29 protein-coding genes are annotated in these 23,574 nt (G+C 36.9%); 16 read left to right on the top strand and 13 right to left on the bottom strand.

The annotated features are described in order from the left end of the window. Positions 1–190: 190 nt before the first annotated feature. Together RGQ13_RS17750 and waaA are read left to right on the top strand one after the other, a co-directional pair. Positions 191–619, top strand: coding sequence for an Lrp/AsnC family transcriptional regulator (locus RGQ13_RS17750; RefSeq protein ID WP_348391058.1), 429 nt, complete (start codon positions 191–193; stop codon positions 617–619). A 102-nt stretch (positions 620–721) separates the two neighbouring features. After that, complete coding sequence (gene waaA / locus RGQ13_RS17745) at positions 722–2,002, top strand: lipid IV(A) 3-deoxy-D-manno-octulosonic acid transferase (protein ID WP_348391057.1); 1,281 nt, start codon at positions 722–724, stop codon at positions 2,000–2,002. 60 nt (positions 2,003–2,062) lie between these two features. Here the strand turns inward: waaA and RGQ13_RS17740 are convergent, their stop codons facing one another. The 3 genes from RGQ13_RS17740 to RGQ13_RS17730 all read right to left on the bottom strand — a co-directional run bounded on the left by RGQ13_RS17740 (position 2,063) and on the right by RGQ13_RS17730 (position 5,917). Beyond that, a complete protein-coding gene (locus RGQ13_RS17740; RefSeq protein WP_348391056.1) occupies positions 2,063–4,207 on the bottom strand; it encodes a prolyl oligopeptidase family serine peptidase in 2,145 nt (714 codons plus the stop codon). Beyond that, the gene (locus RGQ13_RS17735; protein ID WP_348391055.1) at positions 4,207–4,767 is read right to left on the bottom strand and encodes a hypothetical protein; all 561 of its coding nucleotides are present in this window, start codon (positions 4,765–4,767) and stop codon (positions 4,207–4,209) included. Before RGQ13_RS17735 ends, RGQ13_RS17740 begins: the two co-directional genes overlap by 1 nt. A gap of 112 nt (positions 4,768–4,879) precedes the next feature. Beyond that, positions 4,880–5,917, bottom strand: a complete 1,038-nt coding sequence (locus tag RGQ13_RS17730; RefSeq protein ID WP_348391054.1) for a glycosyltransferase family 9 protein — start codon at positions 5,915–5,917, stop codon at positions 4,880–4,882. A gap of 56 nt (positions 5,918–5,973) precedes the next feature. On the opposite strand from RGQ13_RS17730, the gene RGQ13_RS17725 reads away from it, so the two are divergent. Further along, positions 5,974–6,714, top strand: a complete 741-nt coding sequence (locus RGQ13_RS17725; protein WP_348391053.1) for a 3-deoxy-D-manno-octulosonic acid kinase — start codon at positions 5,974–5,976, stop codon at positions 6,712–6,714. A 20-nt stretch (positions 6,715–6,734) separates the two neighbouring features. On the opposite strand, the gene RGQ13_RS17720 is transcribed toward RGQ13_RS17725, so the two are convergent. Further along, on the bottom strand, positions 6,735–7,400 hold the full coding sequence (locus RGQ13_RS17720) for a TetR/AcrR family transcriptional regulator (RefSeq protein WP_348391052.1): 666 nt from the start codon (positions 7,398–7,400) through the stop codon (positions 6,735–6,737). A gap of 240 nt (positions 7,401–7,640) precedes the next feature. On the opposite strand from RGQ13_RS17720, the gene coaD reads away from it, so the two are divergent. Further along, positions 7,641–8,114, top strand: a complete 474-nt coding sequence (coaD, locus tag RGQ13_RS17715) for a pantetheine-phosphate adenylyltransferase (RefSeq protein WP_348391051.1) — start codon at positions 7,641–7,643, stop codon at positions 8,112–8,114. A 79-nt stretch (positions 8,115–8,193) separates the two neighbouring features. Then, the gene (locus tag RGQ13_RS17710) at positions 8,194–8,610 is read left to right on the top strand and encodes a MaoC family dehydratase (RefSeq protein WP_348391050.1); all 417 of its coding nucleotides are present in this window, start codon (positions 8,194–8,196) and stop codon (positions 8,608–8,610) included. A gap of 9 nt (positions 8,611–8,619) precedes the next feature. On the opposite strand, the gene mutM is transcribed toward RGQ13_RS17710, so the two are convergent. Next, complete coding sequence (gene mutM / locus RGQ13_RS17705) at positions 8,620–9,435, bottom strand: bifunctional DNA-formamidopyrimidine glycosylase/DNA-(apurinic or apyrimidinic site) lyase (protein WP_348391049.1); 816 nt, start codon at positions 9,433–9,435, stop codon at positions 8,620–8,622. Between the two features lie 144 nt (positions 9,436–9,579). On the opposite strand from mutM, the gene RGQ13_RS17700 reads away from it, so the two are divergent. Beyond that, complete coding sequence (locus RGQ13_RS17700) at positions 9,580–10,101, top strand: GNAT family N-acetyltransferase (protein ID WP_348391048.1); 522 nt, start codon at positions 9,580–9,582, stop codon at positions 10,099–10,101. Between the two features lie 170 nt (positions 10,102–10,271). Next, on the top strand, positions 10,272–10,688 hold the full coding sequence (locus RGQ13_RS17695; RefSeq protein WP_348391047.1) for an ester cyclase: 417 nt from the start codon (positions 10,272–10,274) through the stop codon (positions 10,686–10,688). Between the two features lie 126 nt (positions 10,689–10,814). On the opposite strand, the gene RGQ13_RS17690 is transcribed toward RGQ13_RS17695, so the two are convergent. Next, positions 10,815–11,267 (bottom strand): Lrp/AsnC family transcriptional regulator, encoded by a 453-nt coding sequence (locus tag RGQ13_RS17690; protein ID WP_348393432.1) that lies wholly within the window; start codon positions 11,265–11,267, stop codon positions 10,815–10,817. Positions 11,268–11,409: 142 nt separating this feature from the next. Here RGQ13_RS17690 and RGQ13_RS17685 point away from each other — a divergent pair, with 142 nt between their 5' ends. Beyond that, entirely contained in the window at positions 11,410–12,003 is a 594-nt protein-coding gene (locus tag RGQ13_RS17685) for a LysE family translocator (protein WP_348391046.1), read from the top strand. Positions 12,004–12,082: 79 nt separating this feature from the next. On the opposite strand, the gene rpmG is transcribed toward RGQ13_RS17685, so the two are convergent. The 3 genes from rpmG to radC all read right to left on the bottom strand — a co-directional run bounded on the left by rpmG (position 12,083) and on the right by radC (position 13,424). Continuing rightward, entirely contained in the window at positions 12,083–12,238 is a 156-nt protein-coding gene (rpmG, locus tag RGQ13_RS17680; protein WP_348391045.1) for a 50S ribosomal protein L33, read from the bottom strand. 11 nt (positions 12,239–12,249) lie between these two features. Beyond that, on the bottom strand, positions 12,250–12,486 hold the full coding sequence (gene rpmB, locus RGQ13_RS17675) for a 50S ribosomal protein L28 (RefSeq protein ID WP_348388116.1): 237 nt from the start codon (positions 12,484–12,486) through the stop codon (positions 12,250–12,252). A 266-nt stretch (positions 12,487–12,752) separates the two neighbouring features. Continuing rightward, positions 12,753–13,424 carry a RadC family protein gene (gene radC, locus RGQ13_RS17670; protein ID WP_348391044.1) on the bottom strand — a complete coding sequence of 224 codons (672 nt, stop codon included), beginning with the start codon at positions 13,422–13,424 and terminating at the stop codon, positions 12,753–12,755. 194 nt (positions 13,425–13,618) lie between these two features. Between radC and coaBC the strand changes: the two genes are divergently transcribed. From coaBC to RGQ13_RS17645, 5 genes are all read left to right on the top strand, one after another. Beyond that, positions 13,619–14,824 carry a bifunctional phosphopantothenoylcysteine decarboxylase/phosphopantothenate--cysteine ligase CoaBC gene (gene coaBC, locus RGQ13_RS17665; RefSeq protein WP_348391043.1) on the top strand — a complete coding sequence of 402 codons (1,206 nt, stop codon included), beginning with the start codon at positions 13,619–13,621 and terminating at the stop codon, positions 14,822–14,824. Further along, a complete protein-coding gene (gene dut, locus RGQ13_RS17660; RefSeq protein WP_348391042.1) occupies positions 14,817–15,290 on the top strand; it encodes a dUTP diphosphatase in 474 nt (157 codons plus the stop codon). The genes coaBC and dut overlap by 8 nt, the downstream gene beginning before the upstream one ends. 35 nt (positions 15,291–15,325) lie before the next feature. After that, entirely contained in the window at positions 15,326–15,910 is a 585-nt protein-coding gene (gene slmA, locus RGQ13_RS17655; RefSeq protein WP_348391041.1) for a nucleoid occlusion factor SlmA, read from the top strand. Between the two features lie 287 nt (positions 15,911–16,197). Continuing rightward, positions 16,198–17,658: an aminoacyl-histidine dipeptidase gene (locus RGQ13_RS17650; RefSeq protein ID WP_348391040.1), complete on the top strand. Its 1,461-nt coding sequence runs from the start codon at positions 16,198–16,200 to the stop codon at positions 17,656–17,658. A gap of 176 nt (positions 17,659–17,834) precedes the next feature. Next, on the top strand, positions 17,835–18,620 hold the full coding sequence (locus RGQ13_RS17645; protein ID WP_348391039.1) for a hypothetical protein: 786 nt from the start codon (positions 17,835–17,837) through the stop codon (positions 18,618–18,620). A gap of 28 nt (positions 18,621–18,648) precedes the next feature. Here RGQ13_RS17645 and RGQ13_RS17640 read toward each other — a convergent pair whose 3' ends face one another. Next, positions 18,649–19,542, bottom strand: a complete 894-nt coding sequence (locus RGQ13_RS17640; protein ID WP_348391038.1) for a patatin-like phospholipase family protein — start codon at positions 19,540–19,542, stop codon at positions 18,649–18,651. A 6-nt stretch (positions 19,543–19,548) separates the two neighbouring features. Continuing rightward, on the bottom strand, positions 19,549–20,223 hold the full coding sequence (yrfG, locus tag RGQ13_RS17635; RefSeq protein ID WP_348391037.1) for a GMP/IMP nucleotidase: 675 nt from the start codon (positions 20,221–20,223) through the stop codon (positions 19,549–19,551). Between the two features lie 179 nt (positions 20,224–20,402). Between yrfG and nudE the strand changes: the two genes are divergently transcribed. From nudE to RGQ13_RS17620, 3 genes are read left to right on the top strand one after another with little or no spacing between them, the layout of a single operon-like run. Then, entirely contained in the window at positions 20,403–20,966 is a 564-nt protein-coding gene (gene nudE / locus RGQ13_RS17630) for an ADP compounds hydrolase NudE (protein WP_348391036.1), read from the top strand. Continuing rightward, positions 20,963–21,790 carry a 3'(2'),5'-bisphosphate nucleotidase CysQ gene (gene cysQ, locus RGQ13_RS17625; protein ID WP_348391035.1) on the top strand — a complete coding sequence of 276 codons (828 nt, stop codon included), beginning with the start codon at positions 20,963–20,965 and terminating at the stop codon, positions 21,788–21,790. Before nudE ends, cysQ begins: the two co-directional genes overlap by 4 nt. Positions 21,791–21,807: 17 nt before the next feature. After that, positions 21,808–22,392, top strand: coding sequence for a YceI family protein (locus RGQ13_RS17620; RefSeq protein WP_348391034.1), 585 nt, complete (start codon positions 21,808–21,810; stop codon positions 22,390–22,392). Here the strand turns inward: RGQ13_RS17620 and RGQ13_RS17615 are convergent. Both RGQ13_RS17615 and RGQ13_RS17610 read right to left on the bottom strand, forming a co-directional pair. After that, complete coding sequence (locus RGQ13_RS17615; RefSeq protein ID WP_348391033.1) at positions 22,376–22,600, bottom strand: YheU family protein; 225 nt, start codon at positions 22,598–22,600, stop codon at positions 22,376–22,378. The genes RGQ13_RS17620 and RGQ13_RS17615 overlap by 17 nt on opposite strands. Continuing rightward, positions 22,597–23,571, bottom strand: coding sequence for a hydrolase (locus RGQ13_RS17610; protein ID WP_348391032.1), 975 nt, complete (start codon positions 23,569–23,571; stop codon positions 22,597–22,599). The genes RGQ13_RS17615 and RGQ13_RS17610 overlap by 4 nt, the downstream gene beginning before the upstream one ends. Positions 23,572–23,574: the final 3 nt, after the last annotated feature.

Genomic DNA, 23,574 nt, shown 5'->3' with positions numbered 1-23,574 from the left:
CATTTATGATTAGTAATTGTAGTTTCTTGCGAGTATTTTGCCGCATTTTTTAATGACACATATTATTCATCTAACTCAATATAAAAAAAAGTTTACAGATGTTCAAAATGACTTATAATCATTGCAAAATGACACTGTTTAATGTCATTTTGCAATGGTGTTGGCAGTTTTATAAAAAGGTAATTGATAGATGATTAGTGAAAAAGACGAAGAACTGCTTTCAATTCTTAGGTGCAATGCTAGAGCTAGCGTTTCCGACATCGCCAGAGCCTTAAATGTTTCCAGAACAGCAATACAAAATAGAATTAATAAACTTGAAAGTAACGGTGTAATAAAGTCCTACAGCGTTGAATTGGGTAGTAACTATACAAAAGATTTAATTACCATAAATGTATCGTTAAAAGTAAACCCAAACTTACGTGAGAAAATTTGCATTATTTTGAGAAAAATACACCAGATAAGTCATGTCTATTCAATTAGTGGCGAATTTGATCTACTTGTTGTACTACAGATCCAATCGCTCAAACACCTTACTGCTATATTAGATAATATTTGCCATTTAGAAGGGGTAGAGCGAACTAACTCTTCAATTATTCTTGATGCTATTTTTGAAAGGTAAACTATGTCTAATTATTTTGTCAAACATGGTTAAAATATATTAGGTTATTTCAGTCGGTTGTTAGTATGATGACAACGACTCATTTATTTATAAGAAAACAAATTGAACAAAGAAAAATTGTCGTTACGCCTGTATCAGTTACTTATTTTAATACTTGTACCTGTGTTGTTATTGGTTCTCATCATTCGCTCATTTTCACAACGGGAATACCGTCAACGTTTAAGTGAGCGTTTTGGTTGGCTGTCTTCAAATGTAAAAACTGGTGGTATCCTTGTACATGCGGCAAGCGTAGGTGAAGTGATAGCTGCCAAGCCCTTTATTGATCAGTTGTTAATTACATATCCAGATTTGCCAATAACAGTAACTACGTTTACACCGACAGGCTCAGCGCAAGTAAAAAAATTCTACATTGATAAAGTACAACACTGCTACCTGCCATTAGATATTTCTTTTTGTGTGCATTTGTTTTTCCGATTGTTAAAGCCCAAAGCAGTGGTACTAATGGAAACTGAACTTTGGCCTACCCTTATTCAACGTTGTCATAAATCTAACATTGAGTTGCTACTCATTAATGGCCGATTATCGGCAAAATCGTTAAAAAGTTATAAAAAACTTAGCTGGCTGATTACTCCTGCATTAAATAAATTCTCCGCAATATTGTGCCAAAGTGCAGACAACGTAGATCACTTTATTGAGATGGGCGCTGATGCTGATTTAGTCAAAAATTTTGGCAATTTAAAATACGATATTAGTGTTACAGATGAGCTGCAAAATAAAATTTCTGATCTGCAGCATTACGTATCAGAGCATAGGCGATTACTGGTAGTAGGTAGCACACACCAAGGCGAAGAAATCCCAGCTCTTAATGCATATAAACAGTTAAAAGCTGACAATCCAGAGTTACTATTAGTATTGGTGCCACGTCATCCAGAAAGATTTTCCGCGGTAACACAACTGTGCGTCGAGCAAGGTTTCAATCACATAACTCGCAGTTCTAAACAAGCGATAACAGATGATAATGATATTTGGGTGATTGATACCTTAGGTGAGTTACTACCGATATATGCGTTGGCTGAAATTTGTATTGTTGCTGGTAGCTTTTCGGATGTTGGCGGCCATAATCCACTTGAACCAGCACTATTTGCTAAACCGGTTATAGTTGGGGAGAACATGGCGAACTTTAAAGAAATCACCCAGAAGTTGAAAACGGCCAATGGCATCGTGCAATTAGATCATAACAGCGAGCTCGCTGCTAAATTACATTGCTTACTTGCGGATCAAAATTTAGCTAAATCGGTTGGCAAAAATGCTCTTGATGTAGTGCTTGCCAATCAAGGTGCTACTAGTAAAAGTATTGAAACCTTACAAAGGTTACTGAAATAAATAAGGCAGTTCAATAGCCTGAACTACTATGTTTAGGCTATTGAACTTCTATTTGATAATCTAATAAGAAAACTCTTCATCAGCTTTTTGTTGTGCCTCGCGTTCAGCTTGCTCTTTCTTTTCTTCCGCAAGTTGCTCCTGAATTAAAGCTTGCAGTTCGGCTTCAATTTTTTGCTCTTCTGCTTTAGCGATTACAGACTTTATTTTCTGGGTATTTTCTTTTTTATCAACATCGTAGGCATCAAGTAATCTTCTGCGCTCTTGTGCTTTTATTTGCATGTCGTTCATTGCGGATGGGAAAGGTAAATTCAGTTGTCTGCGAATAAAGTCTTCAATATAAACAATTTCATGCTGATCGCCATTCCAGTTATCGTGGTAACCATGGCCAACACTGTTGTAAAATACAGTTTCTATGTCTTTGCCTAATTGCTGCAATCGATATTTCATTCTATTTGATTGTTCGAAATAAGCGATGTTATCTTTTTTACCTGCTATTAAAAGTATCGGTGCTTTGATGTCTTCAGCCAAATATAACGGCGATACGTCTTTCAATGACTCTTTGTAACCACCGATCACTTTATCTAGAGCTTGCCGATGTTCATCACTATAAATTCGGTTATTCGCATTGTATAAATGTGATAAATCGTAGATGCCGTACATTGCCACAATACACTGATAATCTTCGGGGTGTTTAATTGCCAGCATCATTGCAGAATAACCACCATAACTACTGCCTATGGAACACATTTGCTCAAATTTATGCTCGCTTCTAACTTGTTTTACCGCCGCGGAAATATCATGTTCGATCAACTTACCAAATTCGCCACGGCCTTCGTCCTGAAATTGCTTACCATAGCCGGATGAACCGCGAAAATTAACTTTTAATACTGAATAGCCGCGATTGGTAAAGAATTGAGTGTGCGCATCATATATTGCTAAATCTCTAATCCCAATTGGACCACCATGAGGGTTTACTAATAACACCCCATTTGTGTATCCCTCTGGTTTAGTTAACAATGCTTCGACAAAGACGCCGGGTTCTACTTCAACGTTAAATACTTTGGTAGGATTAAGTTTGTAAGGCGTCAAGCTAGCACGTTTATCTGTTACAAATGTCGCTTTGTTAGTGTCGGCCTGATAAAAATAAAATTTCCCTGGGTTTGTAGAGCTAAATATATTAATTAACTTATAGTTATCATCAAGGCTTGATTGGATAACTGAAACTTGTTGATTTTTGAATGTTGTTCTTAAATTTTCGGCTAAATCTGCCTTGTCTTTGGCAAAATAATGGTTGTTTGGAATTCCTTGTTCAAGATAGGTGACAAAATTTATTCCTTCATTCATTTTATTTAATTTAGCGTCAATCAAATCATAATTTGGATGTTGATAAATAACTTTTCCAAGTGTATTTGTTTTAATATCAAATTCAACTAGTGAGGTTCTGTCTAGGTTTTTATTGGTTAATACGGCAAGTGTATCTTCACTCAAAAAACCAATTGGAATAAACTGATTTTCAGCATCTATTTCGAAGAATTTTTTCCATTTATGTTTAGGTGTCAGTTGGTACCAGTATTCTAATACATCGTCATTTTTAACCGCTGCCAGCAGTGCTTTATTCACATCATCGTAAATATAATGAAAGGCATCGCTTAGAGTGTTTTCAAGCTCTATGGCTTGCTCATAATTACTCACAGCCAACTGGTCAGTGGTTATTTTATACAGCTTAAACCTTGGATATTTACGTTTTTTAGTAACGTCTCGTGCGAATAGCACCGTGTTTTCTTCATTAGGCAATGTTGAAACCATAAAGCCCTTAACACCTAGCGGCTGCCAAATTCCCTCTGGTTGCTCACCATCAGACTTGATGTTAATAAAGCCTTTTTTCTTCTTCATTTGCAGGTAAACAGTATCTTTGTCTACCCATTGATAATCTTCAACACGGGAACTTCGATTTCTATCCATACGGAACATAGGCACACTGATTTTTTTCTGCGGATCAATGAGTCTTACAATATTGTAATTAGGCATGTGTTCATAAGAAAAAATATATTTGCCATCAGGGCTTAATATCATCGAATAGACTTGCGATGATTGCATAATATCTTCAACAGGTATTAATTTGAATGGCTTTGCAAAAGTGTGATAGCTAAGCAAAGCTACTATAGTAAAAGTGACTCGCAATACAACTGAATTTAAGCGGCTCATTATTCACTATCCTTGTGGGGTGATGCAGGGGTAATTAATTCAAAAAAGTTTTCGTTTCCAGGACCTGAATAGGTCATTGAATGATTTTGTAAAATGTTAGAGAATTTATCTTCCATAAATTCAAGTGCAATAGATGAGTTATTGTTTAATGACATTCTTGAGGCTACGTAGTACCAAACTATATAGCTATTCATTTTCAAATGGCCAGCGTAGTTGATTTTATTTTCTTCTACAGAAAATTCCCAAATATCGTCTTCGAAATTTTTAAGGTAAGCGTAATTATTAAATCTGACCTTGCTAATCTCGTACTGCCCAGCAGGAAGAGAAATTAATATGTAGTTACTGCCAGATTTTAAATCTTTTTCTGACAATGCAATACGCTTGGTGCCTGTTAATAAAATTTCCTTGAGGGAACGGTTAGTATCGACGGCAAGCAGCAAATATCCGTGCTTTTCTTGCAGAGCATATTGACTCTGTTCATTTATGCTCTCAACTTTTGTTGCGCAACTGCTTAACACTAGCATGCACAAAAGCACACTAATTAACTTTATTTTTATCATTATTGTAAACCTAGTTTCGACATTGCTTGACAGAAAAACCATCAATTTCTTGCTTTGAAAAGTCTACTTAATAACGTTTATATTGTACAGATGTTTAATAATTGTTAACGGTCTAAAGCAATATTTGATCTATCTTATTGGTGACCATGTCGACAGTGATGCGATTCATCAATTCACCTTTAGCTCGTGTATTCCAAGGTAATTGCTCAGAGGGTTTTCCATGCTGCTCTAAAACACATTCTTCATAAACACTTGCAACATATTTTTGGCATGTATAAGGGCCTGTGCGTCGCGGGTTTGAATGAGCGTACAATCCGATGACTGGGGTTTCCACCGTAGTGGCCATATGCGTAGGGCCAGTGTCTGGAGCAATAACAAGCTTAGCCGACTCTAACACAGCCATTAATTGTTTTAAGTTAGTTTTCCCTACTAAGTTTATTAGTTCAACATTGGCATGTTTTGTTATATCTTCGGCAAGTTTGACTTCAAGATCTGCAGGACCACCACAAAGTACAACGTGATAGCCTTTGTTACTTAAATAATCTGCTGCTTGTGCATACTTTTTTGGGGACCAATTTCGTTCAGCTTTACTGGCCGCCGCAGAAATAACGGTATAAAATTTGTCTTGGGGAATATTATTTTTGGCATAAGCTCTTTCATTTTCACCAAAAGGCATAAGCCAATGTGGCGCTTCAGTTTTCACGCCAATAGCATTGGCAAAGGCCATAAAGCCTTCAAGCACATGTGGGTTCTTTTGTGGCGCTACCTTTCTATTAGTAAATAGCCATTGACCTTCTCTAGCTCTTGCGCGATCAAAGCCGATTTTTATTTTTGCCGAAATACATAAACTGGCAATACTTGCTCTAAGAGCTGCTTGCATATGAAACAGCACATCAAATTTTCGTCCGTTCATTGCCACTTTTAGTTCTTTAAAAGCCGCAAACCCTTTTGATTTGTCAAAAATAATAAAATCAATACCAGGTAAGTCTTTCAATAGCATGTGCTCTACTTTGCCTAATATCCAAGTGATCTCAATTTCTGGATATTGCTTTTGAATTTGTTGTACCATAGCAACTGCATGGCAAACATCACCAATGGCGGAAAGCCTTAAAATACAAAGAGATTTTGGGGTAGGTATTTGACCTAGCATAAACGATTTACCAAAATAGCTATTAAGCAAAATATAATTAATTAAGGCCTATTATCTTGAACCTGTCGAGATTTGTAAAACAATCATCTGTAAATTTTTTTAAAGAGGGTAATTATACCTGTCTTTATGATAGTGAATTATTGCCAGATTTTTGTTTAGAAATGTTTAGTGCCCAGTATTGGCAACATAAAGATGCTGTTTTAGGTAAAGCTGTTGGCCGCGGTACAGCTTGGTTTCTTGGCCACCCAACCACTAATATGGTGCTTCGCCATTATTATCGGGGGGGATTAATTGGAAAGTTAATTAATGATAGTTACTTCTTTACTGGAGTAATGAATAGTAGGGCAGCAAAAGAGTTTGTGTTACTCAAAGAAATGCAGCATTGGCAATTACCGGTACCCAAGCCAGTAGCATTTCAAGTAAAGCGTAATGGTTTTACTTATCAAGCAGACATACTTATTGAGCTAATTCCCGGTGCTACAGATCTCGTCGGCTTGCTTTCTCAAGCAGAGTTACCTGATAGTATTTGGCAAAGTATTGGTCGTTGTATTAAGAAATTCCATCAAAAGAATGTTTATCACCATGACTTAAATGCGCATAATATTATGCTAGATAGTGATAATAAGGTTTGGTTAATCGATTTTGACCAAGGCCGAGTAATGCCTAAGGCGGGTAAGTGGCAACAAGAAAACTTACAGCGCTTATTACGTTCTTTCAATAAGGAGTTAGGTAAATTACCTGAGTTTCATTTTAATGAAACTCAGTGGCAATTATTAATGCAAGGTTATACAGAGTAACTTAATCTTGAAGAGGGGAGTTAAACAGCTATTTGCTGGTCCAGCGCTTCTTGTTTTAATATTTTGTATTGGCTACGTGCATTTTCAAAATCTTGACGCGCCTGATCAGTAACGTATGGACTTAATAAAGCAAATATCTTTAATAGACCTTCATACAAACTAGCATCATCAATTTTAGGGTTCTCGTCTAATTGTGTTTGTAAGTAACTTAACCAAAACGTAGTAGTGATCCGCACTAAACATGTTAAGTCATCTAATTCATCTTCTTTAATGCTTAAGATTTCAGCTTCGTTTAAAGACTGCAGCATGCTAGAAACTTTCTGAATTATCTCTTTTTGTATTTCACTATAGCGCTTTTTAAGAGCTGGGTTCTTGCTTAACAGAACAGGTAAGTTACTATAAAAAAATCTAAACTTAGAGATAAGTTGGAAGACAATATCCATATATAAAAGAATGCTATCTAATGGGTTTATAGCATCGGATAAAGTTTTAAACTGAGAAATTAAATCATCAGCATATTCGCTGTATATAGCGTTTATAATGTCTTCTTTATTACGAAAGTGATAATAAAGATTACCCGGGCTAATACCTAAATGTGCAGCAATATGGTTAGTTGTAATATTACGTTCGCCATTTTCGTTAAATAGCTCAATACTAGCGACGATTATTTTATCTCTGGTTTTCATTTTTAATGAAACTCTTTTAATTCTGATATTAACTTGTTACCAACATCATACTATCAAAATAAACAAAAATGGAACTTTTTTGAGTAATTACTTTATTTTATTTTATGGTGAATATTTTCTGTCATTTTTATGAATTAAATAATAAGTTTTACAGAACACTTTGCTTTGTCCTAAAGCACAGCTAAAATGATGAAATTACTAGCATATATATTTACTGACTAATTTTAGATAAGTGACATTATGAAAAATACCGCAATATACCCAGGCACATTTGATCCTGTGACCAATGGTCATTCTGACTTAATCGAGCGTGCTTCTTTATTATTTGACCAAGTGATTGTTGGTGTTGCTGCAAGCCCGAGCAAAAAGCCTAGGTTTAATTTAGAAAAACGAGTGGCAATGATTACCGAAATAACATCTCATTTAGAAAATGTAACAGTACAGGGATTTAGCGGGTTATTAGTTGATTTTGCTAAACAAGCGAATGCGCAAGTGTTGATTCGAGGTTTGCGGGCAGTATCGGATTTTGAATATGAATTTCAGTTAGCAAACATGAATCGACGTTTATATCCTGAACTTGAAAGTGTATTTTTAACCCCAGCAGAAGAGAACTCATTTATCTCTTCTACACTGGTAAAAGAAGTGTCTTTACATGGCGGAAATGTGAGTGAATTTGTTCATCCTGTGGTAAAATCTGCACTAGAAAACGGTTAATTAAAGTTAGCTGTCAATCGCTATAAAATAACATTCAAATTAGTTATAAACTTCCTTTTTAAGGGATACAGGGAAATCTATGTCACAACCTTTGACTATTGGTGCGAAAGCATCATTAAAGAAATCATTCAGCTCAGCAGATGTAGAAAAGTTTGCTGAAGTATCTTTAGACTTCAACCCAATTCATTTGGATGAAGAAGCTGGCAAAGCATCAATTTTTAAACAGCGTGTTGTACACGGCGCATTAGTAAGTAGTTTGTTTTCTGGTTTGCTCGGTTGTGAATTACCAGGCGAAGGCACTATCTTTTTAGGTCAAACGGTTAAGTTTTCCGCACCAGTATTTTTAAATGAAGAAATAGAAGCTGTTGTTGAAGTAGCCAGTATTCACCCTAAAAGACCAATCGTTAAATTTACCCTTACAGCAACAAACCCAGAAGGTGTTGTGGTAATAAGTGGTGAAGCAACCGTTATGGCGCCTAAGCACTTAATAGGCTGATAATTAAGCCTAGTTTTTCTGACATTTAGGACAAAATACGCTGGCTCGACCCGACTGGCGTATTTCTTCTAACGGGGTTTCACACGCAATACACTTTTCACCACCACGACCATAGACCTGTAATGATTGAGCAAAGTATCCTGGCCGGCCATCTGCTTGGGTAAAGTCTTTTAAAGTAGTGCCGCCCTGACTAATAGCTTTCGTTAAAACTTGCTTGATTATCTCGGTAAGATTGTCATAGCGTTTTTGACTTACCTTACCTGCAGGAGCTGTCGGTAAAATACCAGCCTGAAACAATGCTTCATTGGCATAAATGTTACCTACGCCAACAACTACATGGTTATTCATAATAAAGGTTTTAATAGGCACTGTTTTCTTACGTGACTTTTTAAATAAATAGCCTTTATCAAAGTCATCTAGCAGAGGCTCTGGCCCCAGTTTTGCTAGTAACGCATGCTCGTTAACATCTTCTGTTAACCAAAGCACTGCGCCAAATCGCCTAGGATCATTAAGGCGTAAGGCAACGCCTGAGGTTAGCACTAAATCAAAGTGGTCATGCTTAGCCACTGCAGTATCTTTTGGAATAACTCGAATAGTACCCGACATCCCTAAATGCAGAACCAAGGTACCCTTAACTGTTTTTAATAATAGATATTTTGCCCGGCGAGTGACACTAATGATTTTTTCACCACTCATTTCTACTATGGTTGGCGTTATTGGCCAACGCATTTTGGCATTACGCACAATAACATCGCTAACAGTTTGGTTTAAAACATGAGGGCTAATGCCTTGTCGGCAAACTTCTACTTCTGGTAATTCAGGCATGTGAGTAATCGATTAGTTAACTTTAAATAGTGAAAATTCGGCTTTAAATTTCTATGAAAGCTTGAGGTTAGACTACATATTGTTACCCAATACAAAACTGATATCAACTAGACTAGTGTTTTGCGGCTATTTATTAGGTATGAAATGAAGTTCATTAATTGTTGTTATGAAACACATGCAGCTGAAATTCTTGAAATATTAAATCAAGCAATTATTTCATCTACAGCGTTATATGATTATAAACCTAGAACTATAGATACTATGGCAAATTGGTTTAATGAAAAGAGTGTAAATGATTTTCCGGTAATTGCTGTTTTAGATGCCAATGATAAAATTATGGGATTTGCTACCTATGGTACATTTCGAGCTTGGCCAGCCTTTAAATACTCAGTTGAACATTCAATTTACATTCATCAAGAACATCAAGGCAAAGGGCTTGGTAAAGTATTACTTACTAAAATTATCGAAGCCGCTAAACAGCAGCAATACCATACTATTATTGGTGGCATCGATATTACCAATACTGGCAGTATTGCGTTGCATGAAAAGCTCGGATTTGTACATTCCGGCACAATTAAAGAAGCTGGTTTTAAATTTGGCCGCTGGCTCGATTTAGGTTTTTATCAATTAATACTGCATACCCCCGAACACCCGGTTGATGGTTAATGGTAAAATGCTTTGTAATTTTAATGGTTTAAAACCTTAATTTATCATAAGACACGATTACCAGCCGTAGCAGTGGTGAATTTATTCACTTAATAAAGTCCAATAATCCAAAATAGCAATTTATATACTAAAATTCATATTCGACCACCTATTAAATAGAGAACCGAAAAATGAGTCATAATCTAGAACAAGCTAAGTTATTTTTTGATGCATGTGAAACAGGAAAAGGATGGGAAGTTTGTAAAGCATACTGCCACGAAGGTGCTACGTTTTCAGCGCAAGCTGCTGCCCTTGCTGATATAGAAAACCTTGAAGGTTATACCGAATGGATGAAGGGCTTACTCACACCTATCCCAGATGGACATTATGAATTGAAGTTCTTCTCTGAGGATAAAGAACGTGAATGTGTAGCTGCTTTCGCAGTGTTTCATGGTACGCAAACTGGACCAGGTGGCCCAGGAGAACCAACTGGTAAAGCTATCGAAGCGGACTACGTTTACGCAATACAGTTCGAAGGGAGTCTTATTCGACACATGACAAAAATCTGGAACGACACCATCAGTCTTCAGCAATTAGGCTGGGCGTAAGTTACTTGTTAGGTTAAATTACTATGAATGGTACATTCGCAGAGGTTCCAAATTAAGTTTGGAATGACGGTCTACGTTTGTACTGATAACACTTTTGATGGTTGAATGTTGGCCGTTGATAGCAATTTAAGCCCTTTCATCCTTGGGTGAGTCCATAACTACGTGAGTAGAAATAGTACTTACTTGAGGTAAGGTGCCAAGTACATCAGTGTGAAACGTTTTATAAGTTTTTAGATTTGCTGTTTCTACTCTAAGGATATATTCGAATGTTCCTGTCACATTATGGCACTCTCTTACTTCACCGGCTAAGGTGATGGCTTGTTCAAAGGCTTCTTGTGAGTCTTTAGTGTGTTCACCTAAGCCAACTGTGACATAGGCAATAAAGCCATTACCAAGTAATTCATTATCAAACACCGCACGATAGCCCTTAATAACACCTGAGCGCTCTAATTCTTGTACTCGCCTTAAACAAGCCGATGGTGATAAGCCAACTTTGTCAGCTAATTCCAAATTCGAAATTCGGCCATCAATTTTTAGTTCTTGCAATATCTGTTCGTTATATCGATCTTTTTTCATTATAAATTGTTGGTATGGCTGCTTATGTAATGAAAATAGCACACTAATTTCATTTTGAAAGGAGTATTATTGTTTTAATGAAATTTAAACGAAATTAATATTCATTTCGATTGGTATTAATATTTCGAAAAAGGAAATTAAAGATATGAGCTACGATACTATCCCCGCATTGGTAATGTTTGCCTTTGTAACATCAGTTACTCCTGGGCCTAATAATTTAATGCTTATGGCATCGGGCGCAAACTTTGGTTTTAAACGTACTATACCGCATGCTTTAGGTGTGGGTATTGGCTTTACTTTAATGGTGTTTTTAGTGGGAATTGGCATAATGCAGCTTTTTGACCAATTTCCGTTAAGCTACGACATCTTAAAAGTAGGCAGTATTGGCTATTTATTATATTTGGCTTATAAAATTGCGGGATCAAGTTCGCCGGTAGGTGATGAAAAAGCCAACTCTAAACCTATGACATTTATACAAGCTGCATTATTTCAATGGGTGAACCCCAAAGCGTGGACTATGGCTTTAACCGCTATCAGTATTTATGCGCCAACTCAAAACCTACAAGCGGTGCTGTTAGTGGCTGCAATTTTTGGTTTAATTAATTTACCGACGGTAAGCAGTTGGGTAATGCTGGGTAAACAAATGCAAAAAATACTGACGAACCATAATCGTTTAAAAGTATTTAATATAACTATGGCGTCGTTATTGGTGTTATCACTTTATCCAGTACTGATTTAGATAATTTTATTAGTTTCAGTAAATTTAAAGTAAAAAAAAACCTAGCTATAAGCTAGGTTTTTTATTAGAAGATTATCAATTACTTGATTTTAGCTTCTTTGTAGATCACGTGCTTGCGAACTCGTGGATCAAACTTTTTGATTTCCATCTTTTCTGGCATAGTCTTTTTATTTTTATCAGTAGTATAAAAATGACCAGTACCTGCAGATGAAACTAAACGGATTTTATCGCGCATGATTCAGTTCCTTAGATCTTTTCGCCACGGGCACGGATATCTGCTAATACAGAATCAATACCATTCTTATCGATAATACGCATACCTTTCGGTGTTAAACGTAATTTTACAAAACGGTTTTCACTTTCTACCCAAAAACGGTGTGTTTGTAGGTTTGGTAAAAAACGACGACGAGTAGAGTTCAACGCGTGAGAACGGTTGTTACCTACCATCGGTTTCTTGCCTGTTACTTGGCAAATCTTAGACATTGTGAGTCACTCCAAAAATTATTTCAGCTCGAGCTTGTTTAAATCCCAAGGCCGTCGCCGCGGGATCCTGAAAAAGGTCGCAAATTATATAGGCGTCTTTTCAAATGATCAAGCTTTATCGGCTACAAATTAAGCTGTTGTTTGTAATGGGCGCGATTATACTGATTTTTAGCTGAGATCCCAAACGAAATTACGTTTTTATACAATTAATTTTAGTTAATAGGTGAAAAAACATTCATTTTGACAATTTTTAGCCAAAAATGTCTCTACATGTCCCCGCGTTCGGCTAATGAACATGTGAGGTGACCGGCAATAATTATGTGATCAAGTACTCTAATATCGACTAATGCTAATGCTTTTATCAATCTTTGGGTTATTTGTTTGTCGGCTAAGCTCGGTTCTGCAATTCCAGAAGGGTGGTTATGCGATAAAATAATAGCGGCAGATTTAAACTTTAAGGCACTTTCTACCACTACTCTTGGATAAACTGTTGCCGCATCGATAGTGCCAAAGAATAATTTTTTAAAACAAATAATGTTATGTTGATTGTCTAAAAACAATATTGCAAACACTTCATGGGGTTCGTGTTTTAACTCGGATATTAAATAATCTTTTGTTTGGCTTGATGAGGTTAAACTTTTTCCTTGAGTTAGTTTAGAAGCTAAATACCTTCTCGACATTTCTAAGCAAGCTTGTAATTGCACATATTTAGCCTTGCCTAAACCATATTGCTGGCAAAAACTATCGCAGTCGCTAGCAAATACATTATGTAAACTGCCAAAGTGCTTTAATAAGTGGCGAGACATTTCAACCACATCATAGCCTTTTACACCAGTGCGTAGGAATATAGCTAATAACTCAGCATCACTTAAGCTGTGGGCACCTAAAGATAGTAGTTTTTCACGGGGACGTTCTTGAATGGGCCAATCTTTTAACATAAAACTGCTTCCTTGCAATTTGCGCTGTTATAACTGTGTAGGTATAAACAAAACTTTATTTACTATCTATAAATGTATGTAAATACTCACTAATAGTATTTAATCTACTATCCATTACGTGTTATCTTAACGCAATTAATAAATAGCATTACTTATATAGTTATATAAGTAATTAATAATATTAGCAGGTGTAGATGTTTTTACAGAATAAAAATATCGTTTTAGGCGTTACTGGCGGAATAGCCGCATATAAAAGTGCTGAGTTAGTGCGACGCTTAAAAGATCAAGGTGCCAACGTAAGAGTGGTGATTACAAATGGTGGTAAAGCCTTTATAACGCCATTAACACTTCAAGCTGTGTCAGGTAACCCTGTTGCTGACAGTTTACTTGATCCTGCTGCTGAAGCAGCGATGGGTCATATTGAACTCGCTAAGTGGGCTGATTTAATTTTAATTGCTCCGGCAACAGCTAATACCATTGCTAGATTAAGTGCCGGTATGGCTGATGATCTTCTTGCTACTATTTGTTTAGCTACAGCTGCACCTATTGCGGTAGCTCCAGCAATGAATCAGCAAATGTGGCATGCCAAAGCTACCCAAGAAAATATGACGGTGATCACTCGACGTGGCATTCATGTTTGGGGGCCAGGCGCAGGTGAACAAGCTTGTGGTGATGTGGGCTATGGTCGAATGATAGAGCCTGATGATATTGTTGAACATTGCATAAAACATTTTAATGCTAATCAATCTTTAGCTGGTCAACATTGGGTAATAACCGCTGGACCTACACGTGAAGCAATTGACCCTGTGCGTTATATTTCAAATCACTCTTCTGGAAAAATGGGCTTTTCGATAGCCGATGCTGCGCAAAGCTTTGGTGCAACAGTTACACTAATTGCCGGTCCAGTAAATTTAGCTACACCATCCAACTGCAACCGCATTGACGTGCAAAGTGCAGAGAACATGCATGAAGTTGCTTTAGAACAAACAATAAGTGCCGATGTGTTTATTGCTTGTGCAGCAGTTGCCGATTATAAAGTGGCAAAAATTAGCGAACATAAAATAAAGAAAACTAGCACTAATGATGAAATGAGCATTGAGCTTGTTAAAAATCCAGACATTGTTGCTAGTGTTGCCGCTTTAAAAAATAAACCTTTTACTGTTGGTTTTGCCGCAGAAACACAAGATGTTGAACATTACGCTAAGGGTAAACTAGCCCGTAAAAATTTAGATATGATTGCTGCTAATGATGTTGCTAAACAAGGGCAAGGCTTTAACAGTGATGACAATGCTTTAAAAGTATTTTGGCATAATGGCAGTATAGATTTACCACTAACGGGTAAAAGACAACTCGCAGAACAGTTAGTAGTATTAATCAATGACAGGATGCAAGATGATTAACGATCTTGATAAAAAGCCAATAAAGCTAAAAATTTTAGACCATAGGATTGGCACTGAATTTCCACTGCCAAATTACGCTACGCTAGGATCCGCAGGCATAGATTTGTGCGCGTGTATGGCAACTGAGTTAGTAATAGAGCCCGGTGAAACTCAATTAATTCCAACCGGTATCTCGGTGTTTATAGAAGATCCACAATTGTGTGCAACTATATTACCGCGTTCTGGCTTAGGTCATAAACACGGTATTGTATTAGGTAATTTGGTTGGTTTAATTGATTCAGATTACCAAGGGCCGTTAATGGTTTCTTGCTGGAATAGAGGCAAGAAAAGCTACACTATTACTCCTGGCGATAGAATTGCCCAGTTAGTGTTTTTACCGGTTGTCCAAGCTGAATTTGAAATAGTAAATAGTTTTGAATCTACAAGACGTGGGCATGGCGGCTTTGGCCATACCGGCAATAAATAAAAAATTTATAAGTAAAGAAAAAGAAAAATAAAAATATGTCAGATAATAAAAAACCAAATCGTAAACAGCAAATTTTAGAATGTCTTGCTCATATGTTAGAGACAAGCCCTGGACAGCGAATTACTACGGCGAAGTTAGCCGGTGAAGTTGGCTTTTCAGAAGCGGCTTTATATCGTCACTTCCCTTCTAAAGCGCGCATGTTTGAAGGCCTGATAGAATATATTGAAGAGTCATTATTTTCTCGTATCAATTTAATTTTAGCGGATCAAAAAGAAACTATGGTGCGTTGTCATCATATTACCCACGTTATCTTAGTATTTGCAGAGCGTAATCCAGGTATGAGTCGCATATTAGCGGGTGATGCATTAGTGGGTGAGAATGAGCGTTTACGTGTACGCGTACATCAGCTATTTGAAAAGCTTGAAACTCAATTGAAGCAAATTTTACGTGAGCGTAAGTTACGTGAGGGTAAAGGTTTACCAATTAATGAATTAGCCTTAGCTAATATTATTCTTGCCTTTTGTGAAGGTAAAATTAGCCAATATGTCCGCTCTGGCTTTGAGAAAAAACCAAGTGAAAGCTTTGCCGAACAGTGGCAATTTTTAATGTCAGGTTGCTAGTTATACCAATCCGTATAATGATCCGCTCATTGAGTAACTCAAATAAACAACGTATGAGTTACCCTTCGGGAATGTAGATAAAGCTTGATAACTTCCTGAAATTTCAAAAAGATATGAATAACTATCTATTTAAAATTTCAGTTGTTCTAAAACTTTATATATCATTCTCATTTGATCACATCATTACGCGAACTGGTATTAAAAACCTACACTCAACTATACTAAGACCAAACACTAATGACTGACTATGAATACATAGTCAGTCACTTTTATTTTAAGAGAAAAACATGTCAGATTTAAGTCAACTATCCCCAAGCAGTTTATGGCAAATCTTTGCCAATATTTGTAGCATTCCACATCCGTCGAAGCATGAGCAAAAAATATCTCTTTGGATCCAACAATGGGCTAAAGAACAAGGTTTAAGTGTTAAAGAAGACACTGTTGGCAATTTATTTATTAAAAAGCCAGCAACTCAAGGCATGGAAAATCGTAAGGGCGTTATATTGCAGGCGCATATGGATATGGTACCGCAAAAAAATAGCGATACTAAGCATGACTTTTTAACCGACCCTATTCGTCCTTATATTGATGGTGACTGGGTTACAGCTCAAGGCACAACCTTGGGTGCAGATAATGGCATTGGTTTATCTTCTGCAATGGCGGTGCTTGCTAGCAGTGATGTAGAACATGGTCCTTTAGAAGTTCTTGTTACTATTGATGAAGAAGCAGGCATGAGCGGTGCCTTTGGTTTAGAAGCAGGTTGGTTAGACGGTGAGATTTTAATTAATACTGACTCTGAACAAGAAGGTGAAGTATACATGGGGTGTGCTGGTGGTGTAGATGCCAGTGCAACTTTTAAACTTGAGAGCGAAGCAGTACCAATTGGGTTTGAATCATTTAACTTGTCTATTTCAGGTTTAAAAGGCGGTCACTCTGGTGTTGATATTCATACCGGCCGCGCAAACGCTAATAAGCTGTTGGTGCGCTTTTTATTACAAGCTAGCAGAGAATTTGGCATTCAGTTAACTGAGCTTAATGGCGGTAGTTTACGCAATGCAATTCCACGTGAAGCTAATGCTAGCTTTGTAGTTGCTAGTGAAAACGTCGAGGCATTAAAGACAGCATTTGGTCATTACTTAACAACGATTAGAGCAAACTTACATGTTGTTGAACCTGACATTTCAATGTTACTTATTCAACCTGAAACGTTTGAACAAATGTGGACACAAGCTTGCCAGAATAAAATTTTATTGGCACTGAATGGCTGCGTTAATGGCGTAGTTCGAATGAGCGATGATATTGAGGGGGTTGTGGAAACTTCATTAAACTTAGGCGTACTACGTTGTAAAGGACCTAAATTTATCGCGTTATGCTTGATTCGAAGCCTACATGACGATGGCCGTATGGAAACTGAAGAAATGGTTGAGTCAGTATTTACTTTAGCTGGCGCTAAAGTTGAGTTTTCCGGTGCATACCCAGGTTGGAAGCCAAGTACCAACTCTGAAATTATGAATGTTGTGCGTGACACTTACCAAGAAAACTTTAATAAAGTACCTGAGGTTATGGTAATTCATGCGGGTTTAGAGTGTGGTTTATTTAAAACTGAGTACCCACATTTGGACATGGTATCAATTGGCCCAACAATTAAATTTCCGCACTCTCCAGATGAGAAAGTTGAAATTGCAACCGTTGCACAATATTGGAAATTATTAACTGCAGTGTTAGCGAATATTCCTGCTCGGAACTAAAATAATTTATCGAACTAGGGAAATCCCCTAGTTCGAATCTCCTACTTTACGCTTATTTATATACAGTCGCTAAATTATGCTTTAAACGTATATTGGTAATCGGTCTATGTAATTATCTATAGCAATATTTAGATTGTAAAATTTAACCTTATTTATAATGTTACTAAGGTTTTTTGATGGCTAATATATTTCGATTTTCTATCGCTACATCATTGCTCCTGGTCAGTACCGCAAGTTTTTCAGAAACTGAAACTGACGAAGATGTTCAGGACATGTCTGATCCAACAGCTGTATATACTCAAGGTGGTGTTGGCGTTACAAACAAAGGTTTAAACTTTAAATACGGTGAATCTTACGATACAGGTAGCCCAACTAAAATGGGTATGAATGTACTTGAGATCATGGGTGTTGCCGGTGAAACACTGGGCTGGGATAGCAACCACGCAAAAGATAATTCAATTGATTCATTTCGTTTTCGTAATTTTGAACTAAATACTGTAAATGGCCGCGGTACACAAATTGATATGACTTACAATGTCGATTCTGAAACGGGTTCTGCAGGTTATAACTTGATGCAGGCATTACCTAAAATGGGGATGTTTCAGTTCTTCCCTCTTGCTGGTGCTGGCGTCGCGTTTGGCAATAATGTACTAGAGGATGATGGTACAACAGATAGTGGTTACTCAGTAATGGGGACTTATGCGACTGTTGGTATGTATTCTAAAATCACTTTAACAGACAAAATATGGCTAAATTATAATCCGTTTTATTCAAAAACATTATCTGGCTCAGACAATTACAAAGATTTTGGTATGGAAGGCGATGATGCGGTGTTAACTCATGAGTTTGCTGCTTCTTATCAAATGACGCCACGAATGAATATTCGTTATTTTGCTAACTGGACCGAAAATGTTGATATTAGCGATGGTAACCATCGCGTAGAAGTGAACTACCAGTTTTAGATTATTATCCCCTGTTAGTTCAGGGGATTTATTTTACCGGTTTAGACATTGCACTAGCAGTTCTTTCATAGCCTAGCGCTATCATTTCATTTGCCTTACTAAACTCCAATGTACCACAAGCGTTCCGGGGAATTTCAATTAACACGTTCGGTGGTGATGCCGCTAAACGATGTCTTGCTATTTGGCTTTGCATCGCATCTATCGCGTGGTTAGCCACATCGTATGCATCCCAATTATGCTGCTCTTTAGGTTTGTTTTTAGTGAGGCTATTAACAAATCGATGAATTTTCTTTTTAAATGGTGAAGCACTTATTTCACGCATCATTTTTAAATTGCTACGTTTGCCCTTGTTATACTCGGCAGCGCCACCTAAATTAACTGCTATGGTTAAATCGGTATGATCGACAAATGTTGGGGCAATAGGTACCGGGTTTAATACTCCACCATCAATTACTCGTTTACCCTTAAAGGTATAAGGAGTGAAAATCATCGGAATAGATATTGAAGCTCTGATGGCAGTAAACAAGTCGCCCTTGTTAATCCAAATTTCTTTTTCTTTATCAATGTCTGTGGTGATCGCGGTAAAGCTGATTGGTAAATCTTCAATGTTTTGCTGGCCAACAAGCTTTTCTAATGAGTTAATAATTTTATCACCTTTGATAAAACCACCTTTATCCCAGGAAATATCCATAAGCACCATAAGATCAAACTTTGAAATGGCTCTTACCCATTTTTCATAAACATCCAACTGGCCTGCAGCATATATGCCACCGACTAAAGCACCAATTGAACTACCAGAAATAGATTCAATTTTATAATTATGTTCTTCAAGCCAACGAATTACACCAATATGCGCTAATCCTTTTGCGCCACCACTACCAAGAACTAGTGATACTGTTTTTTGTTTGTTCTTTTTATTCATTAAAATTCAGCTCTGCAATGGAATTTTTATCTCGTTTAACAAAACACTGTAATCGGTGATTGCCGGATATTCGGTAATTTCTCTAATCGCTTGTTTACTGTCGGGGTTAGCAATGGCTAGCAAGTGCTTTATGCCGAAATTTTTAGCTGAATCGAGAATGTTAATGCTGTCATCGACAAACAAGGTATTTTCATTATCAAAGCCCACATGTTGCTGTAGTCGTTGCCACAATAATTGAGATTCCTTAGTAACCCCAAACTGATGGCATGAAATAAGCTCATCAAAATATTCATTCAATTGCGTACGTTCAATTTTAAGGGATAAGCTGTCAGGGTGTGCATTAGTTACCAATATTACTTTACGGCCAGATTGCTTTAATGCCACTAAAAAATCATGAGCATCATCTCTGAGTTTAATTAAATGTTGAACTTCTCTTTTCAGTTCAGTGATTGGCATATTAATTTGCTCAGCCCAATAATCTAGACAATACCATGAGATCGTACCTTCTACTTGTTGGTATCTAGACTTTAGATAATGATGAGCTTGTTCTAAGCTAATTTGAGCATGTTGAGCGTATCTTTTTGGTAGATGCTCCATCCAAAAATGATTATCAAAATGAAGATCGAGAAGTGTGCCATCCATATCAAGCAACACGGTATGAATTTTTGACCAATCAAACATGGATTTATTCCTGTAAAACAACGGATTAATTGCGTATATTAATGACAATATAATAATGCAGTAAAAATAGTGCTTATAATTTATATATAATTAGTGAGTATGGTAGGCATTAATTACCTGTAATGAAAGCATTATATCAGTTATCAAAAATCTCCCAAAAGCGTTGTAGGCTAAAATAAATGGATAAATCAGCTAAACTTAAATTACCAGAAATACTTGCCTCTAAAGAAGTTGCAAAAAGTCGCTTGGTCACCGTTGAGCAAATTGAATTAAAGTTTAGTAATGATGAGCTGCGCAGCTATGAGAAAATTAAGGGCGCAGGTAGGGGCGCGGTTTTAATTGTTCCTATGTTAGATGATGACACTCTCATATTAATTAGAGAGTACTGTGCCGGTACTCATTCTTATCAATTAGGCTTTCCTAAAGGGTTAATTGATGCTGGTGAAGAGCCTATTGTAGCAGCTAACAGAGAGCTTCAAGAAGAAATAAAAATGGCAGCAACCAAGTTAACTTATGTGCATAAAGTTAGTTTGGCTCCGGCTTTTTTCAATGCCACTATGGAAATATTTATGGCAAGTGGTTTATATGAAAGTGCTCTTGAAGGTGATGAACCTGAACCATTACAAATAGTGCACTGGAAACTCAGTGATTATAAAAATTTACTCGCGCAACCTGATTTTACTGAAGCTCGCAGTATTTCAGCGTTAATGCTTGTGAAAGACATACTTAAGGGACACAAATGACAATAAGCCAAAGCTTATTAGATATTGCTATTGCTAGTGCCAAAAAAGCTGGTGTTGAAGTGATGCGGTTTTATCATCAAGGCGACTTTGAAAAATTTACTAAAGACGATGAATCACCAGTAACAAGTGCCGACTTAGCCGCAAATAAAATATTAGAAGATGAATTAGCTCGGTTAACACCTGATATCCCTATTATTTCTGAGGAAAGCCCATATTTACCGTTAGCTGAACGCGAACATTGGCCTCGTTATTGGCTATTAGATCCAATAGATGGTACCGGTGAATTTATTGCTGGTAGTGGCGACTTTGCAGTAAATATAGCCTTGATCGAAAATGGTTGGCCTAAAATAGGGGTTATTCATGCTCCTGCACATGAAGTTACTTATTTTGCTGAAACTGGTAAAGGTGCATTCAAGCAAGATAATTTTATTACAAAGCAAATTAACGTTGCTGGTTATGATGGCAAAAGGGCGTTAAATGTTGGCGTGAGCCGCAGACAAAAACTTGCGGTAATGGCCCAATATTTAAGTGATGAATATTCATATAATCACTTACCATTAGGGAGCTGTTCATTAAAAAGTTGCCAGATAGCAGAAGGCACTACAGACTGTTATTTACGAATAGGTCCAACTGGCGAGTGGGACACAGGAGCTAGCCAATGTATTTTGGAAGAAGCTGGTGGCACTATCTTAGATAGCGAATTAAACTCTCTTTCTTATAATAAACGAGAAAGTTTAATGAACCCCGATTTTATTGGTATTGGCAACCAACAAATCAATTGGCAAGATGTTATCAAACCTCACCGTTGTGAGCGTGATTATTAATTTTATAAGAGACTATAATGAAAACACTTATTAGCTTCATTTCATTTTTATCTTTGTTTCTCAGTTTACCTACATTGGCAACCTGGCAGCTAGATAATGAGCAATCAATTGTAAGCTTTGTTAGCGTTAAAAAAGCTGATGTCGCTGAATCTCATCACTTCGACTTGCTTGAAGGCATGATTCAAACTAACGGAACAGCTAAAGTAAAAATAGCTTTAGCTAGTGTTAACAGTGGTATTGAAATCAGAAATACACGTTTAAAAGAAATGCTGTTTAAAACCGATGTATTTCCAAGCGCAATTATTACTGCCAACATCAGTAATAAATTTATCGACGAACTAGCATTAAGTGCAAGTTCTGAAATAATGCTTCAAGGTCGTTTAGAGCTTAATGATAAGAAGAAAAGTGTACAAATTCCAACTTGGGTAACCAAAGTTAGTGAAACAAAGTTAATGGTAACTAGTATCAAACCAGTGATAATTAATGCTAAAGATTTTGGTTTAGAAGAAGGTGTACAGCAATTAAAAGAAATTGCTTCGCTGCCAAGTATCAGTAATGCTGTGCCGGTAAGTTTTGTACTAACCTTTATTCGTGAGAAGTAAATTGCTCAAACGGTAAAATATTTACCGTTTCGTGAAGCTCAGAATAAACTAAGACTATTTTTTTACTTTTTAACTGAGCGGTTATCTGTTGTTTTTTGTCTGCCATTGAGCATTCAGATTCTCCGTAATCAGTACCTTCTCTGAGTATATAATTTTCAATAATTGCGTTTAATGCTTCACTGCTAATTTGATCAATTTCAATAATCATTTGCTAAATTGCTCTTCAATAAAATTTAATACTCTATTCTCAAGCCAATACTGAGGCTTAAATGGGTTACGGCCACTAATAAAACCTACATGGCCACCATGCTTACTGACTTCGAGATTGATAGAGCTGTTTTCGGGGATTTTGTTCAGGTATTTATGACAAAGAAAAGGGTCATCCATGGCATGAATGATTAACGTAGGTTTAGTTATTTTATCAAGTTGATACAAGCCACTGGCTTTTTCATAATAATCTTCAGCACTTTCAAAACCATTAATTGGCGCAGTCACTTTTTGGTCAAATTCGAAAAGGGTCTTAATTTGCTCTAATTCAGCAAGCTCAATATGGGAGATGAGCTTGAGCTTTATTTTTTCAGTGGTACTGTCTTTAAGCATATCTACCAAATATTTTTGATAGACCTTGGAAAAGCCTTGATCAATTTGGGTGCTACAACTGGCAAGATGCAAAGGCGCACAGATAACTGCTGCACAACGAAATGGGTTATTAGGATCTTCGGCTAAATAATTAGCCAATACGTTACCACCAAGAGAAAACCCTAATATGGCTACAGGTCTATTAACAAAACGTTCTTTAAGGTGCTCAGTACAATAGTGGATGTCCCAAGTATCGCCACTATGATATGACGGGCCTTGTCGGTTAGGGCGTCCACTGCAACCTCGAAAGTGCATCAACAAGCCTATCCAGCCTTTCGCTTTAATTGCTCCCATCATGCCCTTAGCATAATGGCTATTGATAGAGCCTTCTAAACCATGCAACACATATACAATCGGTTTTAATGGGTGTAGATTTGGATCTTCAGTCCAAGCAAGATCGACAAAGTCACCATCAGGTAATTCAACGGTTTCGTTAATTACAGCAACAGTTTGATTACGACGTAAAATTTTGGCTGCCATGGTTTGTAGGTGACGATTACTTAGCCACCAAGCAGGTTTGAATGAACTGGTTTTTAACATTAG

This window comes from Thalassotalea psychrophila (assembly GCF_031583595.1).
In the GTDB taxonomy this organism is placed as follows: Bacteria; Pseudomonadota; Gammaproteobacteria; order Enterobacterales; family Alteromonadaceae; genus Thalassotalea_A; species Thalassotalea_A psychrophila.
The sequence above is the reverse complement of the archived record's forward strand: the minus strand, read 5'-3'. Positions and strand labels throughout refer to the sequence as shown.

Bases quoted from the DNA above. Each gene is read 5' to 3' on its own strand.
- RGQ13_RS17750 (WP_348391058.1), top strand. From the start codon at position 191: ATGATTAGTGAAAAAGACGAAGAACTGCTTTCAATTCTTAGGTGCAAT.
- RGQ13_RS17740 (WP_348391056.1), bottom strand. From the start codon at position 4,207: ATGAGCCGCTTAAATTCAGTTGTATTGCGAGTCACTTTTACTATAGTA.
- RGQ13_RS17735 (WP_348391055.1), bottom strand. From the start codon at position 4,767: ATGATAAAAATAAAGTTAATTAGTGTGCTTTTGTGCATGCTAGTGTTA.
- RGQ13_RS17730 (WP_348391054.1), bottom strand. From the start codon at position 5,917: ATGCTAGGTCAAATACCTACCCCAAAATCTCTTTGTATTTTAAGGCTT.
- RGQ13_RS17720 (WP_348391052.1), bottom strand. From the start codon at position 7,400: ATGAAAACCAGAGATAAAATAATCGTCGCTAGTATTGAGCTATTTAAC.
- coaD (WP_348391051.1), top strand. From the start codon at position 7,641: ATGAAAAATACCGCAATATACCCAGGCACATTTGATCCTGTGACCAAT.
- RGQ13_RS17710 (WP_348391050.1), top strand. From the start codon at position 8,194: ATGTCACAACCTTTGACTATTGGTGCGAAAGCATCATTAAAGAAATCA.
- mutM (WP_348391049.1), bottom strand. From the start codon at position 9,435: ATGCCTGAATTACCAGAAGTAGAAGTTTGCCGACAAGGCATTAGCCCT.
- RGQ13_RS17700 (WP_348391048.1), top strand. From the start codon at position 9,580: ATGAAGTTCATTAATTGTTGTTATGAAACACATGCAGCTGAAATTCTT.
- RGQ13_RS17695 (WP_348391047.1), top strand. From the start codon at position 10,272: ATGAGTCATAATCTAGAACAAGCTAAGTTATTTTTTGATGCATGTGAA.
- RGQ13_RS17685 (WP_348391046.1), top strand. From the start codon at position 11,410: ATGAGCTACGATACTATCCCCGCATTGGTAATGTTTGCCTTTGTAACA.
- rpmG (WP_348391045.1), bottom strand. From the start codon at position 12,238: ATGCGCGATAAAATCCGTTTAGTTTCATCTGCAGGTACTGGTCATTTT.
- rpmB (WP_348388116.1), bottom strand. From the start codon at position 12,486: ATGTCTAAGATTTGCCAAGTAACAGGCAAGAAACCGATGGTAGGTAAC.
- radC (WP_348391044.1), bottom strand. From the start codon at position 13,424: ATGTTAAAAGATTGGCCCATTCAAGAACGTCCCCGTGAAAAACTACTA.
- coaBC (WP_348391043.1), top strand. From the start codon at position 13,619: ATGTTTTTACAGAATAAAAATATCGTTTTAGGCGTTACTGGCGGAATA.
- dut (WP_348391042.1), top strand. From the start codon at position 14,817: ATGATTAACGATCTTGATAAAAAGCCAATAAAGCTAAAAATTTTAGAC.
- slmA (WP_348391041.1), top strand. From the start codon at position 15,326: ATGTCAGATAATAAAAAACCAAATCGTAAACAGCAAATTTTAGAATGT.
- RGQ13_RS17650 (WP_348391040.1), top strand. From the start codon at position 16,198: ATGTCAGATTTAAGTCAACTATCCCCAAGCAGTTTATGGCAAATCTTT.
- RGQ13_RS17645 (WP_348391039.1), top strand. From the start codon at position 17,835: ATGGCTAATATATTTCGATTTTCTATCGCTACATCATTGCTCCTGGTC.
- RGQ13_RS17640 (WP_348391038.1), bottom strand. From the start codon at position 19,542: ATGAATAAAAAGAACAAACAAAAAACAGTATCACTAGTTCTTGGTAGT.
- yrfG (WP_348391037.1), bottom strand. From the start codon at position 20,223: ATGTTTGATTGGTCAAAAATTCATACCGTGTTGCTTGATATGGATGGC.
- nudE (WP_348391036.1), top strand. From the start codon at position 20,403: ATGGATAAATCAGCTAAACTTAAATTACCAGAAATACTTGCCTCTAAA.
- cysQ (WP_348391035.1), top strand. From the start codon at position 20,963: ATGACAATAAGCCAAAGCTTATTAGATATTGCTATTGCTAGTGCCAAA.
- RGQ13_RS17620 (WP_348391034.1), top strand. From the start codon at position 21,808: ATGAAAACACTTATTAGCTTCATTTCATTTTTATCTTTGTTTCTCAGT.
- RGQ13_RS17615 (WP_348391033.1), bottom strand. From the start codon at position 22,600: ATGATTATTGAAATTGATCAAATTAGCAGTGAAGCATTAAACGCAATT.
- RGQ13_RS17610 (WP_348391032.1), bottom strand. From the start codon at position 23,571: ATGTTAAAAACCAGTTCATTCAAACCTGCTTGGTGGCTAAGTAATCGT.